The following is a 20,075-nucleotide window of genomic DNA, read 5'->3' as shown; positions in this document are numbered from 1 at the left end:
ATGGCCCCAAATCTTTACACGCTTTCCATCTTAAACACTTGTCAGCTCTTGTCTGGCAAGTTTTCCTGATATACGATAGTGGTATTGAATTTTAGAAGGCCTTCTTGCTGCAAAAGCAATTAAGAAGATTAAAATAGACAATAACTAATAAACCCTGAATGCGTAAAACTACTACTCTAAAAAGCTATTTTTTTATACTTGGTATTTTTGTTCTTCTACTTTCTGGACAAATAAACGCCCAGATAGTTATTGGTACTCCTAATTTAGGGTACACCCGAGCGTGTGCGAGCGCTTCCTTCAACACCTATAACATATCTTTTGTATTTTCTCCAGAGTCTGAGCTTAGTCCAACCAATCGGTTTATTGTTGAAATGTCTGATGACACAGGAAATTTTTCAAATGCTACAGTCGTCTATACTTCAGAACCAGGAGCTGTAACCACATCTCCAGCGGCATTCACCTTTGCAATCCCTGAAAATACAGCCGGTGAAAATTATAGGTTGAGAGTAAAAAGCACGGGACCTGTAGCAAGCAGTTCAAGTTCTGCTCGTTTTGCAGCTTACTATAAATTGCAGGACAGTCCCTTTACAATCAATAATTTAGTTTCTACGGGAGCGTATTGTACCGGTGGAACTTATCTGTTGACCATTGATAAACCTGGTATTGGCTCCAATGATTCCCCTTTAAATTATCCATCGCTTACCTATAAATGGTACAAAGAAACCAGTCCTACAACGTCAACATATGTAGGAGATGGCGCTACTTTATCTGTTAATCAACCAGGTACCTATTTTGTGAAAACCAATTATGGAACTTGTACTTCAAATTCATTTTCAAACCGTGTTAAGATAAGTGAGGTCACTTCAGGAGAGGCTAATGCTTCCATAGTTTCAAGTTTAGGAAACCCGTTTTGCCCAGCCAACGGCATGACTACCTTAAGTACGCTTGGCGGTGTGAGTTACCAATGGTTCAAAAATGGAACTCCAATAACAGGTGCTATCAACCAAAAGTACCAAACAGATGAATCTGGCACTTTTTCAGTAAAGGTGGATTTGGGAAGTTGTTCGGCATCTGGATCGATTGAATTGGAAAGCAGAGGTTTTGAAAGTTCCATAGATGTGGAGGATGATAATATTATGGAAGAGGGAGACAATTTATGGGCAACGGTAACAACCGATGCGGTCAATCCAAAATTTGAATGGTATTTAAACAATGTTATAATTTCTGGTGCTCAGGATAATTTTCTTGAAGCCAGATCATTTGGCAATTATAAAGTGATCGTTACTCAAACTACAGGGTGTAAGGTTTCAGAAGAATTTAATTTTTCCATAAGTGAATCTATGGATCCTTTTCCAGAGGTGGAAAATATTCCCAATTTGATCAGTCCTAACGGAGATGGCATCAATGACACCTGGATCATCCCCACAAAATATGTGAGCGGTACCAATACCGAAGTGATCATAATGACAAATCAAGGCAAGGTAGTGTTGCAAACTAAAGACTATTTGAACAATTGGCCTGAAACACCATTGGTATTGAACAGTATCAATCAAGTGTTTTACTATATCATAATCACTCAAGACCAACAAACAAAAAAAGGTTCCATTACTGTAGTTAAATAATATGAAACAGACATTCCTAAATAGCAATCGGACAAGACAAGGTCTCTCGGGAATGTTCCAAGTGTGCATTAATAAAAACGGATGGCGTAGCCCAATGAAGACATTTTTACTAACCATAATATGTAGTTTCTGTTCCATACAGATGTTTTATTCCCAAGAAGATGATGGCGTGGTCTCACTTGCGATACCTGTTAGGAATTCACTAACATTCAATAGATATGCTATCAACCCAACCTTCAGTTTTGTTAGAGAGCAAAATAAATATATCAGTCTTTATAATAAGAGAGAATGGGTTCAATTTGATGACGCCCCTCAAACCTATCTGGCAGGATATTCCGGTCGTTTTGCCGAAAATATAGGCGCAGGAATAGGTTTGTTCCAACAAAACTATGGCGTATTGACCACTTTTGGGGGCATTTTAAACTTTGCATATAATGCCAGATTAAAGCAGAATAGCAATTTGACTTTCGGGTTAAATTTAGGGGTTTATAAAAGCGGATTAAATACAGGCAAGGTGGTCACGAATTTTCCTGATCCGTCTTTGGATCATGTGCCATCACATCTTTTACTTACTGTAAATCCAGGTATTAATTATGGTATCGAATTTATGGATTTTGGTGTTTCTGTCAACAATCTGGTACTTTATAATGTGCAGTCGTCCGAACTTCTTGAAGATGATCCTCGCCAAACCCTTCAAGCTCATATGATGTATACAGGTTACATCTATAGTGGAGGATTTTTTGATGAATCAAAATTTTCAGGTTTGGTGCGGTCTGAATTTGGAAAGGATGAGACCACAATTTCAGGAATTGCCATGTTGACCGTTCCTAAGGGAATCTGGGCACAAGTAGGTTATAATACACTTTATGGAGCCTCTGCAGGTTTAGGACTTAATATTACAAAACAAATTGCCATCGAATATAATTTTGAAAAAGCAGTGGGAGATCTGACTCATTTTGGACCTTCACATGAAATTACTTTGGCATTTAAACTCAACAATAATAACCACACACGTTATAACTATGGTGATGAAGATGAAATGTCTGCACTTATCAATTCAGATAACAAACGTGTTCTAGCATCAAGCCAACCAAGAATGGATGCTGAAACAAGAGCGCAGCTATTGGCAGAATCAACAGCAAAAAGAGAAGAGATAAAAGAAAGAGCAAAAGGTAAAGCTGAAACACGTACACAGATAGCAGCTGTGGCTAAAGCCAAAGTAGAACGTCAATCGGAAGCAAAAATAGCCGCAGAAAACAAAGCCAAACAAGAAGAGCAAGAACGCGCTATTGTGGCTAAATCTGAGGCTGATGCCGCTGCAAAATTAAAAGCAGAAGAAATTTCCGCAACTGAAATCCTTGATCAGAAAGCAAGAGAAGTTCAACAAAAACTAGATGCTCAAAATAAAGCCAAAGCTGAAAGTGATGCCATTGCCAAACGTGATGCAGATGCGAAATTGGCGTTAGCGGCTCAAGAGAAAGCTAAGGCAGATGCGAAAGCAAAAGCAGAGGCACAGGCCAAACTAGCTGAAGCAGCAAAAGCGAAAGCAGACCAAGATGCGAAAGCAGAATTAGCGGCTCAAGAGAAAGCTAAGGCAGATGCTAAAGCAAAAGCAGAAGCGCAGGCTAAATTAGCTGAAGCAGCAAAAGCCAAAGCAGACCAAGACGCTAAAGAAGAATTAGCGGCTCAAAAGAAAGCTGAGACAGAGGCAGCAGCGAAGGAGAAATTAGCAGCAGATGCAAAGGTAAAAGCTGATGCCGCAGCCGCAGCACAATTGGCCGCTGCAGCAAAAGCTAAACAAGATGCTGAAGCACAATTGGCTATAGAAACAAAAGCAAAGACTGAAGCAGAGAATGCTTCAAGAGTGACATCAGAAGAAAAGGCTCAGCAAGAAGCAAGAGCTATTGAACTGGCGGCCTTAGCTGAAGCAAAAGCGAAACAAGAAGCTGAAGCTGAAGCTTTAGCGAAGTTAGATGCAGAAAACGCTGCTCTGGCTAAAAAGGAACTTGAAGAAAAAGCCTTAAATAATCCAACAGATGCCATTGGTATTTCAATGAAGTCTCTTGCCGATTTAACGGAATCTTCAAAAGATACTCAAGATGAATTGTTGGCCAGGCTGAATGCGATGGTAGCTAGTAAAGATAGAGATCTCAAGGATTTGAAAGAAGAAAATGATTTGAGCGAACAAGGTATTTACAGTGCACCAAAAGCCTTCAAGAGTATTACGGAAGAAAATAATGCGCTTCAGGCCATCCAGACAGACTTGGATAATATTATAGACACCAATACAGCACGCATTAAAGAATTGGAGAACTTATATAAAGAGCGAAGTAAAATAACGGCTCTTAAAAATGATGAGGTCATAGTGTATTACCAAAAAACGATTCAAACCTTAAAAGCAGAACAGGCAAGAGCCATACAAACCAGAACACAATTGACGGCAACTTTAAAAGAAATTAATGAAGCCACAGAATTTGAGAGAAAACGACGCATCAAACGTGCTGCATTTACCAATGAAGACGATCGTTATGCACAGGATAGAGCAGCGCTTAAATTAATTAAGCAAAATACACCTCAGAGTCCAGTTTCTTTAAAAGCCGAAGATTTTAATTTTGGTGAGGAACAAGGCAATAATATTCAAATTATTAAAAATGTCAACAATATTGAAAGTGGTTATTATGTCGTAGTCGCTGTTCATAACGACGCTGTAAAAAGAGATGAGTTTTTAACAAAAGCAGTAGCTGCAGGACAATCTAATATTGACTTCTTTTATGATGTCACCACGAGTAGATATTTCATCTACTATAAAAAATTGGATAGTATAGAGGCAGCGAGTGACGCCATGAAAACTAAAGGAGACCAGCCTTATAACGGTAAAATGTCAATCATAAAAATAGAAAACTAAGAAAAACTAAACGCTTAATCGTTTTTAACAATGCCCCTTGGAGAAAACGAAACATATAAATCTACCAAAATCATGAAAAAACCTACTTTTTCTAGAATTGCCTTTATTGCATTAGTGCTGTTTATGGGTCTGGAATCCATTGCGCAAAATTATGTGCCGTTTGTGCCTCGATATGATGAGGCCATTAAAGGCGATATGCTTTTAATAGGAAATAATAACCTAAGTGTACACCGATCAAACTCTTACAACGGCGACACGAATAATGAAAGTAGTACCCATAGGGATAGAATGGTATATGTTGACATTGATAATGACAGCAGTACATTTAACTCCAGTAGTGCCAATTTAAATGTGCCAAGTGATACCAATTGTTATCAAGTGGTCTATGCGGCCTTATATTGGACTGCCGTTGTAAAAGGGGACAGCCCAATGTCAGATATTAAATTCAAAACTCCAGAAAGCGGTAGTTATATTGACATTACTGGAGAACAGATTTATTATCAAAACTCTTCAAACAATAGAAACTCCAATGCCTATGTGTACTATAAAAATGTAACGGACATCATAGAAGGCTTAAGCGACGCAGACGGCACGTATACGGTTGCTAATATATCATCTACGACCTCTGCCATGATGACTTCTGGACGCAATCAAGAAGGTTTGTCTGCTGGATGGTCACTTTTTGTTATTTATGAAGACCCTTTATTGCCAAGTAAATACATCACTTCTTTTGATGGGTTTACAAAAATCAATAATAATGGTCCTGTTGCTGACAGAGAGCAAAGTTTTGACATTGTAGGATTTCGAACGATACCTGTAGGGCCGGTTCGGGCAAAATATGCCTTTAGTGCTTTAGAAGGAGATAAGAGTTGGACAGGAGACTATTTAGAAATAAATGGCACACGAATTAGTGCTACCACCGCAGGCGGAACTACCATACGGCCAAGCAATAACTTTTTTAATAGCTCGGTATCCATTGTTGATCCCAATACCAATTCTCCAATGCCCTTTACGGCTAGAAATCCAGCAAGTTCCAATACTTTGGGATTTGATGCGGGGATTATAAACATTCCCAATGCGGGAAATAGTGTAATTGGAAATGGTGACACTTCCGCTACTATTAAACTGGGAACACATACCGATATTTATTATTTCTATTTTAATGCTTTTGCCATTGAAATCATTGCGCCTAAGATAGTCCTCACTAAAATTGTCGAAGATACTGCAGGTAATGATATTGGAGGACAATTGGTAGATTTAGGAGATGAATTGAATTATGTAATTGGTTTTCAGAACGTAGGAAATGATGATGCCACCAATTTAATTATAAGGGATGTTCTTCCACAAAATATCGATTTTAATTATCCTGCAGATATGGGATTGCTCCCTACAGGAGTGAATGTACAAAGTTATAATGCGGCCACCCGGGAACTTGTATTTCGCGTTGACAACTCTATTGTTGAAATGGGTGATCCCGTAAAAGAAATTCGGTTTAAGGTTACTGTGGTGAAAACCTGTAGTCTTTTAAATGATGCCTGTTCAAATATCATTAGTAATCAGGCCTATTCCACATACAACGGTACAGATAATCCAAATTTTGTCATTACAGACGATCCGAGTTTTAGTTCAAATACAGGTTGTTTGTTAACGCCTGGAGCAACCAACTTTTTAGCCGATATCAAATGTGATTTCGAGGAAGAAGTCATTTTATGTGGTACAAGTGTGACGTTAACCGCTGGTAGTGGCTATGATTCTTACTCTTGGTCAACCAGTCCAACGGGGTCTCCGGTTATTGGAACGACACAATCTATTACCGTGAAAAACACGGGCACTTATTATGTTCATAATACGGCTACGGCACCTTGTCAGTCCATAGATCAAAGATTCGTTGTGGTGACTTATGGTGAAAATGCCGTCAATCCTTTAATTCCATTTGCCGATGAGGTTGTGACCTGTCCAAACGACGGAAAACAATTACCAAATTTCTTTTTATGTGGCGCAAATGATATCCGTGCGATAGAAACCAATATTACGGATACATCGTCCATTATCTGGGAGAAATTAGATGAAACCAGCTGTTCTGCTGTTCCATTAGAAGATTGTGCCAATGAAGACGGCTCATGTCAATGGAATCAAGTGGCTACAGGATCTAATTATAATATCAACCTTGCGGGACAATATCGGATCACTTTAAACTACGAAGGAGGCTGTTTCAGTCAATATTATTTCAATGTCTATTCTAACATTTTAGTGCCAACGGCTACCTCAAAGGATATTATTTGTGATACTCCAGGAGAAATTGTCGTAGGTGGCGTGCCAAATGGTTATGAATATAGTATTGATGGTGTTAATTATCAAACTAGTAAGACATTTTCAATAGCTACGCCTGGTGTTTATAGCGTTTACGTAAAACAAATTGGTGTTGATTCAAGTTCAAGTCCTTGTATTTTTTCAGTTCCGGATATTCAAATAAGATCGCGCAGTTTTACAGGTACTGCCGAGGTTTCACAACCACTTTGTCATGGTGATAAAGGAAGCGTGAAATTGGCTGCCAATGACGCGCGTGCACAGTATTTTTATTCCCTTTCCAAAGGTGGCACCTTAATAAATGAGGTGGGTCCTGTGATGGAAAGCGATTATTCGTTTAATAATTTAAATCCAGGAACCTACACGGCAACTATTTCAACCGAGGATGGGTGTTCTGAAACTGTTAATTTTGAAATCGTAAATCCAGCTTTACTAACGGCAACCTCAGCACTGACAAGACCGTTATTGGCTTGTAAATATCCAGATGATGGAGATGGCGATGATGGCAAGGAAGGAGAAGGCGATAGTGATGGTGACACTGAGGCAGAAGTTAGAGGTGGCATAATCACTGTGTATCCAAATGGTGGAACTGCACCTTATTATTACTTCGTTAATGGCGCTACCGAATTCCAATCGGAACCAGAAATTATTATAACAGCAGCTGGCACTTATACCATTAAGGTGGTTGATGCCAACAACTGTAGCACCGTGACAACTATTCAAGTTGCAGAAACCCAAGCACCAGAATTTACTGTTGCAGCAACAGATATTTTGTGTGCCGACCCTAATTCTGGAACCATTAAAGTCAATGTTACTAACGCTAATGGGACGACCTTAAAATATAGTATTGATGGCGGTCAAACTTTTGTGAATTCAAGCTCGTTTTCCGGACTTACGGAAGGATCTTATGAGGTCGTGGTTCAATATTCGATAGGAACCGCTTCCTGTTTGACGGCGCCACAAACGGTTACCATAGTTCCTACGGTAGCCTTGGAAGGTGTTGCTACTTTAGCTGCACCATATACTTGTGATTCTACTGGAACCATCACAGTTTCGGGAGTTAGTGGTGGAACAGGATCATACACTTACAGTATTGATGGCGTTACTTTTCAAGCGTCAAATACCTTTTCAAATTTGACCGCTGGAACTTATACCATTACCGTAAAAGATGATATTGAGTGTACGTTTGCAACCAACAGCATTACGATTGTGGCCTTAAATCCGCCGACAAATTTAGCCTTTAGCAATACGCCGTTAACTTGTCCAACCAACACTTCTGAAATTACCATTACAGGAACCACTGGAGGAACGGGAGCTTTGGAGTATCAGATTATCGCTCCAGCTGCGTCGGTAACAGCTTACCAATCCTCAACTACATTTGCAGGATTGGCACCAGGAACTTATACGTTTCAGGTTAGGGATGCCAATAATTGTACTTATAGTGAATCTTATACTATTGCGCCGTTACCAACACTTAAAGTAGTGGCCCAACCTATAAGTGATGTGACGTGCTTTGGAGCTAATGATGGCTCAGCACGATTTACAGTTTCAGGAACTACAAATTTCACCTACACTGTTAATGGCGGCACTGCAACTTCAGGAACTTCGCCAATACTCTTAACAGGATTGGCAGTAGGAACGCATACTATTGTTGTGACAGATTCTGACACAAAATGTACCGCTACGGCTTCTGTGACTATCAACGGTTCAGCTTCAGCATTGGAGATGACCACTGAAATCTTGCCAATCACTTGTTTGCAAGAGGGTAGTGTTAAAGTAAATGCAACTGGAGGTTGGGGAGGAAATACCTATAGTTTAACCTTGCCAAACGGAACGGTTTTACCTGCACAAGCAAATAATACCTTCTCAAATTTAACCCAAGATGGGTCTTATACAGTAAGCGTAACTGATGCCAAAAACTGTATAGTGACTGAGACTTTTGTTTTAGCTACTCCTGATGATATTGTTGCAACGATTGAAAATGGCTCTAATCTTTGTTATAATGCGAGCACCGGTGCAACTATTGAAGTGACCGTAACTACAGGTCAAGCCCCTTTTGAATATAGCATCAATGGTAGCGCATTTCAAAAAAGTAATACTTTTAATAATATTGTTCCAGGATCTTATACCATTGTGGTAAGAGATGCTTATGGTTGCGAATTGACTTTACCTGCTGAAGTTATAGAACCTCAGCTGTCAATGAGCACTGTATTTACAAAGGATTTAGATTGTACAACATCTCCGGATGCGGTTATTACCGGAACAATCATAGGCGGTTATGCTCCATTTACCCATGAAGTATCTATTAATGGCGGTGCTTATACAGCTTTGGGAGCAACAGATTCTCCATTTGTCTATGCTACTGCTAACTCAGGAACTTACCGATTTAGAATTACAGATGCACAAGGGTGTACCATAGAATCTGGTATGACTACAATCGATCCGCTTTCACCACCAGCGATTAGCGCGGCGGTGCAAACACAGAACATTCTGTGTTATGGAGAAGAAAATGGCGCCATTAAGGTAACTATAGATTCATCAGTAGGAACGCCTCCTTTTGTAATTAATATCAACAACGACACTACTGGAACCAACTATGGTGCCCAAACTTCAGGATTACCAGCAGGAACCTATACGGTAACTGTTACGGATGCAAAATCTTGTTCAGTTACTCAAACGGTAGTTATTGATCAGCCAGATGCTATTGCGGTAGATTATCATTCCGAAGATATTACTTGTGATTCTGTTGGAGGTGTCTCCAAAGGCGCAGTCATTATAGATGGTGTGACTGGCGGTACGCCACCTTACAACTATTTTGTTACAGGAACCAATGGTTATGATGAATCGGAATTAAATACTAATGGTTCCACTTCTTATACTTTTGACGTTGTTGACTTTGGCTGGTACCAAATTAACGTGGTTGATGCCAACGGTTGTTCTGTGTTAATTCAAAATGTTTTGGTAGCTTCTCCACCAGATGATTTGGATATTGACATTCAATCATCAGTGGATTGTATCAATGGTGGAGAAGCGATTGTCAGCGTAGGTACTACATTGGCAAGTGCCGGTCCATTCTACTTTAGCATTTATCCAGCCACGGGTGCTGCTCCAGGAGGATCATGGATTGCCGAAGATGCAATTGGGTCTAAATCGACCAGATTCACTAATTTAACCCCTGGCGTTACTTATACTTTTATTGTTTATGATCAATCTACAGGGTGTAGTCATTATGAAATAGCTTCAGAGCCTATTCCAACGAACTCAGAGTTAAGTGCATCAGCCGTATCCTCAAATAATATAACATGTACGGGAAGTGCCGATGGGAATGTGTCTTTCACAATAAACAGTCCTTATGGCATAGCCACGACGGTCAGTTATGAAATATTTAATTCCTTATCGTTAGTTTCAACCGGAATTAATAGTTCTGGAAGTGTGCCTGCTAATGGTTCTTTAGAGATATCAGATTTAGGTCCATTACCGTTTGGAAATTATTATGTATTGATTTCTGAAACTTCAGGACCAAATTCTGGATGTAGTGTGATTACTGTGCCTTTTAATATCACAGAATCTGCAATTCCATTAAGTTTGACGACTTCAATTGATCAAAATGCCAATTGTAACACTAACTCTGGATTGATTAGTGCAGTCGCTCGTGACGGTACGGCACCATATACCTACCAATTGACAAATTCGGCTACTGCGCCATTAGCAACAGACCCAGCTTGGGCTTCAGCTAATACTTTTAACAGAGACGCTGGTGATTATTATGTTCATGTCATGGACGCCTATGGGTGTATTGTCTCGAGTCCAGTGGTGGTTTTACCGATGGATCCAACGCCAGTTATAGCACTTAGCATCACTAATCAGTGCGATACTGAAGAAGGTAGTTTTGGAATAGAGGTATCTCTACCAACCGCAGGAATTGCACCATACAGTTTTAGTATCAACGGTGGAGCCTTCCAAACAAGAACAGCACCGTTCACCATTACAAATTTAACCTCAGGTACGTATACTGTTGAGGTTAAAGATACCAATGGTTGTGGAAACTTAGAAACAATTACTATCGTTCCACCTATCGGAATCACCCCAGCCATTACCGCACTACCTTCTTGTGCCAATGACGATGGTGTGATCACCGTAACTGCAATTGGTGGATCGGGTAATTATAGCTATGCCATCAGTCCGAATACGGGCGTAGTTGCGACCGGAAATGTATTTTCTAGTGTACCATCTGGTACTTACAGGATTACTGTAACAGACACAGATACTTTATGTACTACTGATGTTTCAGTAACTCTAGAAGCTGCAACCCCTGTAATATTCACAGCTGATCCAACCCATGTGTCTTGCTTCGGTGGAAATGACGGGACGATTACAGTCAACCTTCCAGTAAGCAATGACAATCCGAAATACACATATGCAATTATTGCGGGACCATCTATGGTGGCAGCTCAGGATGCAAATGTATTCACAGGACTTGTAGCAGGAACTTACACGGTTCAAGTGACTTCTGGAAGAAATTGTATTGCAACAGAAGTTGTGACGATTACTCAGCCTAATTTATTGACGGTTTCAGGTGTCGCCACTGACTTTGCTTGTGCTTTGGACAATTCGATTAATGTTTCAACGCTGACTATTACTGCGGTTGGAGGCACCACCGATTATGTCTATAGTATTGACGGCACCAATTATTTTGCGACAAACACCTTCGATATCATTGATACTGGAGTTGTGCAAACAATTAACATTTTTGTTAAGGATGCCAACGGATGTGAAGCAACAGCTACAGTGACTATTAATCCGTTACCAGTAATTACCGCTGCTGTTGTAGCAATTGTAGATGCTATAGATTGTAACGGTACAGGCTCGGTAAGAATTGATGTTACTGGTGGTTCAGGAGATTTCCTATACCAAATGCTTCCAGATGGAGCGCCTCAAGCGTCCAATAGTTTTAACATCACATTACCTGGCGATTATTATTTCCAAGTGACCGATGTGGTTACAGGATGTTATAAAGAAACTGATGTTTTTACAGTAGATCCTTTTGATCTAATTGATGTGGTGGCAACACCTATCACTGCCGTAACCTGTTTTGGAAACACTAATGGTGCTTTAGAAATCAATGTTTCAAATTATACAGGTAATTACACCTATGAGGTTTTAGATAGTGCAGGTGCTTCAGTTATTGCGCCAACAAGTGCCAACACGTCTACCAATCCACAAATCATAAATGGACTGACCGGTGGGAATTATACCATTGTGGTTACAGAAACGGACAGTCCTTTCTGTGCTACGGTTACCAACGTGGTGACCATTGCATCACCTGCAACACCTTTATTGCTTCAGGTTTCAGAAACTTCTAATGTCACTTGTGATGATAATCAGGGCACCATAACTGCTCTTGCAAGAGGTGGATGGGGAAGCTACGAATACGAATTGACAGGAGCTGCTACAGTGGCTTATTCTCCAAATGGAACGTTTAGCGGTTTATCTGCTGGGGTTTATAGTATCAATGTGAGAGATGCTGGAGGCTGCGTGGCTACAGAAACGGTGACGCTTTTAGAACCAACCCCAATCGCTGCAACTTTTACGCCAAGTGCGACCACGTTACTTTGTTTTGGAGATCAAAATGCGAGCATCACGGTAACGAATGTAACTGGTGGACAAGGTAGCAACTATACTTATACCTTAAATACGTTATTACCTACACCAAGTTCTTCTGGTCCGCAAAGCGCTCCGATTTTTAATGGATTGGGTGCTGGAACTTATAATATTACCATCATTGATGGTTATAACTGTAGCTTCAATTCTGTGGACATTGTGATATCACAACCAACCGCAATAGAAGCGAGCTTAGTGGCGGTGAAAACCCCAACCTGTACGACCCAAGCGAGCCTTACTTTGAGTGCTTCGGGAGGAACAGGACTTTACAGCTATAGTACTACTAGTGCCTTTGCAAGTATTTTAGGCACGTTCACAACGTCAACCACCTTTTCAGTAGCTGCTGGGACTTACAAATATTATGTAAGAGACGCCAACGGATGTGTGACAACGGTTACCAATGAGATTAAAATTGATCCAGTACCGCCATTACTTGTTAATTTGAGTGCGACGGATATTGCTATTAATTGTTATGGCGATAACTCGGGAGTTATTACGGCAGTCGCTCAAGGTGGATTGGGTAATTACATTTATACGTTGCAGGATGTTTCTGGGAATCCAATTTCTACAGCAATCCAAATGACCAAAGGTGTATTTACAAATCTTCCTGCAGGCATTTATTTTGTGCATGTTCAAAGTGGCGACTGTGATTCAAGGTCGCAAAGAATAGAAATCAAACAACCATTAACACCGCTTGTAGCTACAGCTGTCGTTTCAAATGTGAGTTGTTATGGTGAAAATAACGGCTCTGTTGAAATTACCGCCGCTGGTGGAACAGGTCCTATCAAATATGCCATTTCTCCACAATTGAACCAGTTCTTTGACAAAAACGTATTTGAGAATTTAGCGCCAGGTACTTATGAAATCATCGTTCAGGATGAGGTAGGATGTTTTGAAATCCTTTCTGTCACCATCACTGAGCCCGATGCGGTAATTTTAAGTATCGTACCGTCATCTATAGTGGAAGAGATTTGTGAAGGTGACGCTGACGGTTCGTTTAGCATTACTATTTCTGGTGGCACGGCGCCATATAGCGTGAGTTTAGATGATTATAATGGTACGTATACCACTGGGACGAATACGCAAACACAATTTGATTTCACTGGATTAAATGGAGGAGATCACGTAGTTTTCGTACGTGACAGTCAAGGATGCGAGTCGGAGTGGAACATCTCTTTCCCAGAATCCGTTAAGATCGATCCCGTGGCTGTTATAGAGTATCTATGTGAAAACAATTTACCAGGAAATAGAGTCACAGTAACTGTTGACGAAAGTGTCCAGGATCTTTCTGAATTGGATTTCTCGTTGAATGGTGGTGCTTACCAGCCAAGCAATGTGTTCAGCAATATTGTTTCCGGAACCGGTCATTATATTGATGTGAGACACACCAATGGTTGCATCCAAAGAACGCCATTGTTTAACATTGGTCATATTGATGCCTTAACGCTTGTATTGACTGATGGTGATATGAATGAAATTGTCGCCACCGCTACTGGAGGAACAGAAGGCTATCAATTCACGTTTAATGGTGAGGATTATGGAAGTAAGAATAGCTTCATTATTACCGAATCAGGTAATTATACCGTGACCGTTACGGATAGCAGTGGCTGTATTGCCAGTGCCACAAGGTATTTTGAATATATTCCAATCTGTATTCCAAATTATTTCACCCCAAATGGAGATCATCCTACCTGGGCACCAGGCTGTGATATCAACTATCCAAATATAGAATTCAAGGTGTTTGATCGCTATGGCCGTGAGGTTGGTACTTACCGTCAAGGACAGTCTTGGGATGGAAAATATAATAACAGAGAACTTCCTACTGGAGATTACTGGTACATCATCAAATTAAATGATGGCAAAGACGATCGTGACTTTGTAGGACATTTTACACTTTACAGGTAATAAGAACTAATGAAGATGAGGTTTAAAAATAAAACTATTCAGATGAAAAAAATTATAATATACGCGTTCTTTTTAGTGATCACTTACGGCTATGGCCAGGAGTTGAACTTACCTGTTTTTACGCAGTATCTAGCCGATAATGATTTTGTAATTTCACCAACCTACGCAGGTATTGGCGATAATTTTAGGATCAGGGCAAACGGATTGACACAGTGGGTAGGTATTAAAGGCGCCCCAGACAATCAATCCCTATATGCGGATTTCAGGATTTCTGATCGGTCAGGAGTTGGAGTGTCTTTATACAATGATAAAAATGGAAACACCAGACAAAAAGGAGCAAAGTTATCTTTTGCGCACCATTTGATCTTGGATTATTATTCAAAGCAATATCTATCCTTTGGAGTTTCCTATAATATCAATAGTTTCAGGATAGACATTGAGAATTTCACGCCCCATTATGGAAGCCCATCTATTGATCCACTAGTGACTGATGATAGGGCGACCAATAACAATAACTTTGATGCTGGAGTGCTTTATAGAAATAAAGGTTATTATTTCAGTTTCAATGCCAACAATATTCTTAAAAAGGATATTGATATCTTCAAAGGTGTTGAACCTCGATTGCTTTTAAACTATCAAATTTATTCAGGAATAGTTATCCCAAGTAAAAATGACAATAGCGTAGAATTTGAGCCTTCTGTATATTACCAAATGTTCAGTAGTGACAAGCGTTCCAGTACGGATGTCAACTTTAAATACCGTAAGTATACAGGAAGTAACGATTCTGGAGATTATTATTGGGCAGGGATTTCCTATCGCTTTCTTAACGATCAATTCTTCAAACCCTTAAATATAGGTCCCATGGTAGGCGCTATGAAATCTAAGTTTTATTTTGCTTATTCCTATCAAATTACCACCAATGCGATGGCAGGTTATAACTCTGGGACGCATATGGTGACTATAGGATTGGATTTCTTGCAGGGCATAAGTAATTGTCCTTGTACAATGAGTCCAATTCATTGATATATAATTTCAATTGCGCATATTTCATAAATCATGAATTTCAAAAAATAATCAAAGTCAAATTCAATAAGGTTAGCCATCTAATCTTATTCCTTCAAAACAACTATCCTTAAAAATAAAAAATATGAGATGTAAACTACTTTTTTTACTTATTGCTCTTTCCACAATCAACACCTTCGGGCAAACGACATTTATCTTCGATGGAAATGGGAGCTGGACCGATGAGGCGCAATGGAAAGATGGGATTTATCCTGGGTTAACCGTAAATTTGATTGACACTGTTGAAATTCATGGAAAACTTACAATTCCAGAGGATATAGAGATAACTAATAATGGGAATATTGAAAGTTTAAGTGCGGCAAATGGAGATGCTCCAAGCATAATTATTATGGGTAAACTGTACAACAAAAACCTTATAAGTTTTAGCAGAATACAAATTAGTATACCTACCACGGGACTCATAACGACCTCATCCGGATCGGAAATGATAATAACTGATAGCTCCAATTTGATAAATTCTGGTGATTTTATTATTTACGGAGTAGTCCGTTTAGTCAATTTAGTGTCTTCTATTGTTAATGAGGTCGACGGTAGTATTTTGAATAAAGGAACTTTAGAGGTTTTAAACGGTAAATTAGAAAATAATGCTACACTACTCCGTGGAATTCTTAATGATGGGACATTTAATATTACGAGTGGAGAAGTTATTAATAGAGGTGGCTTTTATAATGACGATGACGGAGTGTTAAATATATCAAGATATTTCATAAATGAGTCAACTGGTCAACTTACAAATAATGGTCAACTTACAATTACAGGCTTTACCTCAACTTTGAGTAATTCAGGCTCTTTGAGTAATTCTAAAAACATAGATGTAGGAGATGGTAGTAGATTGAACATGTTAAATGGAAGTAAGTTTAATAATCTAAGCGATGGCAAAGTAACAGTATCTGCCAACGGTAATATTGAAAATAGAGCATCTACATTTCGAATTAGATCAGGAAAAGTCATTAATAACGGAACTGTTAATAATGAAACCGAAATACTTATTGATGCTCAAGGTGAACTTGAAAACAATGGTACTTTAGAAAATTTAGGTGCTCAGGTCACCAATAATGGTATTCTAAGTGGTATTAACCTAAAGCATGGTTCTAACTTTGCGAATGATGGAATTTTATCTCCAGGAAACACAAGTAAGGCTACCGGTACCTATAATTTAAATGGTATGTTTACGAACTACACCCAAACTGCTACTGGGTCATTAAATATTGAATTGGGCGGTACTGTTGCGGGGGATTCCTACGACCAAGTTATCGTTAAGAGATCAGCAACCTTAGGTGGCACTTTAAATGTTACACTTATAAATGGTTTTCAACCTGCTATAGGTGATGTTTTTACGGTATTACATCAAGGTAATGGGATTGCAGGTTCATTTGCAACAGTTAATTTACCTACACTTTCATCAGGCACGGAATGGGATGCTGTTGAGTATAGCGATACTGATGGAGTCCGTATTTCCGTTAAGAAATCTACATTGAGTATCTCAGATGCCAATGCTGAATCCTTAAAATATAAAGTTTATCCTAATCCAGCTTCTGAAAAATTATTTATTTCGGGAATTACAATGGCTTCCAAAGGAGCAATTTTCGATTTGAATGGGAGAAGAATTTTAGAAGTAGAATTGTCTAGAGAAAAACCAAGTGTTGGTCTAAATACATTAGAACCTGGAGTTTACTTTTTACATTTTGAAGCGAAGACTTTCAAATTTGTAAAAATATAGTTTGTGAATTAAGCATTCAGTAAATCAAACTCAATTTAAAAACTCACATGACTTAACGCTAGTCATGTGAGTTTTTTACTTTAGAGATCTTTTCTTTTTGAACCAAATCTCATTTATAATCAAGGGATTTATTCGGTTTTATTGATCTGAATCTATTTTGACAACTTTTGTTTTGTTGCCTTTTTTAAGTTGGATCTTATAGGATATTTCAGAAGATCCTTCTGTGCTAAAAGTACTGTAGCACCATGATTTATGAAACTCCCATCCTGGATACGTTTTGGCCAAATCATATCCGATATTGTAAGGAACAGGAACGTTTTCAAACACGCCTTCTGATTGGATCAATTTTCCATCTTTAGCGTAAACAGCATCAATGTGATTGCTGCCTTCAGTAAAAATTACAGTGTACGTAGTGTTTGCTTCAGGTGAATATACGTCAGCGGTCTTGATGTCATAATTAAAAACCTGCATTTGTAGTCGCTCTGATTTTTCTGCCAAAGAAAGTGCTTTACTGGAGGGTAAAGAGTTTAGACGCGCATAATTTCTTTCAAGACCTTGTTTAGCGGTCAGGTTTGTGTTTTCGGTGTAGGCAATGTCAACTTGGGCGTACGTTACTTGTGCAAATCCTATTAAAAGGAGGGTTGCGAGAATAGTTTTCATGTGGTTTAAATTTAGAATGATTAAATTAATATGTTTTGCTATCATCTTTCGAAGGGAAATCATTATTAAAACCTTCAGTAAATTTAAACCATAATTCATGTAAAGTGCTGATTTGCAAATAGACACATAATGGACACGCTATAGACAATTGATAGACAGTTGAAGAATTTACTGCTATCGGACGCATTTATTTATAATTGCTGAATAAACTCGTCAAGGTGGACATCATCACCTAACTGCATTTTTTTCCGCATTCTGTAGCGGCTTGTATTTAAGGATGCCAGTGTGATGTTTTGAAGTGTAGCAATATGATTGCTCTCCATTTTCAATCGGATCATGGAACACAATCGGATTTCGTTTTTACTTAAATTAGGGAACATGCTCGTCAAATGGCTATAAAAGGCATCATTGAGCTTATCCAATCGTTCATAAAACACCAGGGAATCATTGTCAAACTGAACTTTGTTTTGGATGGCCTGTTCCAGCTGTTCTAGAATTGTTGCAGTGTCTTTGTGGTCTCCAGATTTCAGCAATTTAATTTTAGCCGCCAACATTTCTGCCCATTGTTGGTTTTGGGTTAGATTGAGGGCAAAATCGGATAGATCACGTTGTTTTGATTGAATTTCCGAGTTGAGTTGATCCATCTTTAACTGGGCATTTTCCAATTGTTGTTCCGCCAACAATTCCCTGTTTTTGGCATTTAAAAGATGTTGTCTGCGACCTAAAAACAAGGATAGTAACAGAATGATACATACTAGAGATATGAGGGATATCATCCATAAGGTGGCTTTTTGGCTCTTAATTTTATTTTCCTTTGCCATACGGTCCAGTTCAAAGTTGAGTGCCACGCGATCTACGGTGATGGAATTGAGTTCATCACGCCATTGACTATCTTGTTGTCTTGCAACCTTTGATAAACTATCCGAAAACAGGGCTCGATACGCTAAAGTAGAGTAGGCTTTGGGGATATCGTTTTGAGCTTTATAAAGATTCTCTTTTACCAAAAGGTACTCCAATTTAGAAGCTGGTAAAAATTCCTTATGACTTTCTGCATCCAAAATGATGGAATCAAGTTGTGAAAACACCTTCTGTGCCTCGCTTAAATTTTCTAAACTCAGGTTGGTCTGCACTAATTGAGATCCCGCACTGATGAGTCGTGCGAAATCTCTCGTTCCTGTCGGTTCTATAATTGTCGTTTTGTAAAACTCGAAATTCATGGCATATAATGCTTCCGCTTCAGATGGGCGATTCTGCTCAGTATACACATCTGCAATATTATCACGTATACTTGCTAAAAGTGAATGCTGTGGAAATTGGTTCTGGGTAATGGCATAGGCTTTTTTAAAATAGTATAAAGCCGAATCGAGATCCCTTTTTGTCCAATAATAAAATAAACCATAGTTGTTTATCGCTGATGGATAAGAAATAATAGAAAGTGTATCATTAAATTTAATGTTCCGTTCATGTTGGGTGGCTGCACTGTCTATATAATTTAATTGTGCATAGTTATCGGCTAAATGACCGTGGGCAAAACTTACCATGGGCACGTAATCATTAATCTGCTTGGGAGTCAATTTATGGCGATGAGCCTCGTAATACTTGAAAAAACATTTATAGGATTCCACGGATTCCTTGATTAAACCGATGGCACGAAACCAATTTCCCGAATGTAAATAGGCATCAATAACAAAGGCTGGTCTATCTTTAATTAGTGGCAACAGGTCTAAACGTTGAAAATGTTGAGAGAGGTAAGTTTCTAATTGCTGTTCTGTATAAGAAGTGCGACGGTACGTTTTTATAGCATCTTCAGGAAAAGACTTTGCCATTGTTGCACTAAGTTGCTGATAGTTTTCATAAGCTTTATCACTTGAGATTGGTTCTTGGGCAGTCACAGCTAGGTGACTAAGAATAAAAAGAACAAGAGATAAAAGATGTGTGCTTTTCAAAATAGAAGGTTGGTCTTTTGTTGTGAAAACCATATAAATATAATGAATATCATAGTGTTGTAAATCTATATTATAAGTTAAATTTGAAAAACCTTCTAAGAATTAGTGTGGTTGGGATAGGTGAAAATCATATTTGTCGCCTTTGACAATATGAAAAATGGAGACATCTTGTTCCTATGAAATGAGGATTTATATTAAGGGGAGGAATTCTTTTTTTGATATCTAAATCTTTTGATCGGAAAATCCTTTATATCTATAGCCTACAA

7 protein-coding genes are annotated in these 20,075 nt (G+C 38.9%); 5 read left to right on the top strand and 2 right to left on the bottom strand.

What is annotated here, in order from left to right; all coding sequences use genetic code 11:
• The first annotated feature begins 158 nt into the window (after positions 1–158).
• The 5 genes from ESZ48_RS06240 to ESZ48_RS06220 all read left to right on the top strand — a co-directional run bounded on the left by ESZ48_RS06240 (position 159) and on the right by ESZ48_RS06220 (position 17,203).
• A complete protein-coding gene (locus ESZ48_RS06240) occupies positions 159–1,622 on the top strand; it encodes a T9SS type B sorting domain-containing protein (protein ID WP_129016457.1) in 1,464 nt (487 codons plus the stop codon).
• Between the two features lies 1 nt (position 1,623).
• On the top strand, positions 1,624–4,527 hold the full coding sequence (locus ESZ48_RS06235) for a PorP/SprF family type IX secretion system membrane protein (RefSeq protein ID WP_223266374.1): 2,904 nt from the start codon (positions 1,624–1,626) through the stop codon (positions 4,525–4,527).
• Between the two features lie 72 nt (positions 4,528–4,599).
• Complete coding sequence (locus tag ESZ48_RS06230; protein ID WP_129016456.1) at positions 4,600–14,400, top strand: T9SS type B sorting domain-containing protein; 9,801 nt, start codon at positions 4,600–4,602, stop codon at positions 14,398–14,400.
• 42 nt (positions 14,401–14,442) lie between these two features.
• Positions 14,443–15,423, top strand: a complete 981-nt coding sequence (locus ESZ48_RS06225) for a PorP/SprF family type IX secretion system membrane protein (RefSeq protein ID WP_129016455.1) — start codon at positions 14,443–14,445, stop codon at positions 15,421–15,423.
• Positions 15,424–15,547: 124 nt separating this feature from the next.
• Positions 15,548–17,203 (top strand): T9SS type A sorting domain-containing protein, encoded by a 1,656-nt coding sequence (locus tag ESZ48_RS06220; RefSeq protein ID WP_129016454.1) that lies wholly within the window; start codon positions 15,548–15,550, stop codon positions 17,201–17,203.
• 138 nt (positions 17,204–17,341) lie between these two features.
• On the opposite strand, the gene ESZ48_RS06215 is transcribed toward ESZ48_RS06220, so the two are convergent.
• Together ESZ48_RS06215 and ESZ48_RS06210 are read right to left on the bottom strand one after the other, a co-directional pair.
• Positions 17,342–17,863, bottom strand: a complete 522-nt coding sequence (locus ESZ48_RS06215; RefSeq protein WP_129016453.1) for a hypothetical protein — start codon at positions 17,861–17,863, stop codon at positions 17,342–17,344.
• A 191-nt stretch (positions 17,864–18,054) separates the two neighbouring features.
• Positions 18,055–19,842, bottom strand: coding sequence for a tetratricopeptide repeat protein (locus ESZ48_RS06210; protein WP_129016452.1), 1,788 nt, complete (start codon positions 19,840–19,842; stop codon positions 18,055–18,057).
• Positions 19,843–20,075: the final 233 nt, after the last annotated feature.

Origin of the sequence: Gelidibacter gilvus (assembly GCF_004115975.1) — a bacterium.
Lineage (GTDB): Bacteria > Bacteroidota > Bacteroidia > Flavobacteriales > Flavobacteriaceae > Gelidibacter > Gelidibacter gilvus.
This window is presented reverse-complemented; position numbering and strand designations above follow the sequence as displayed.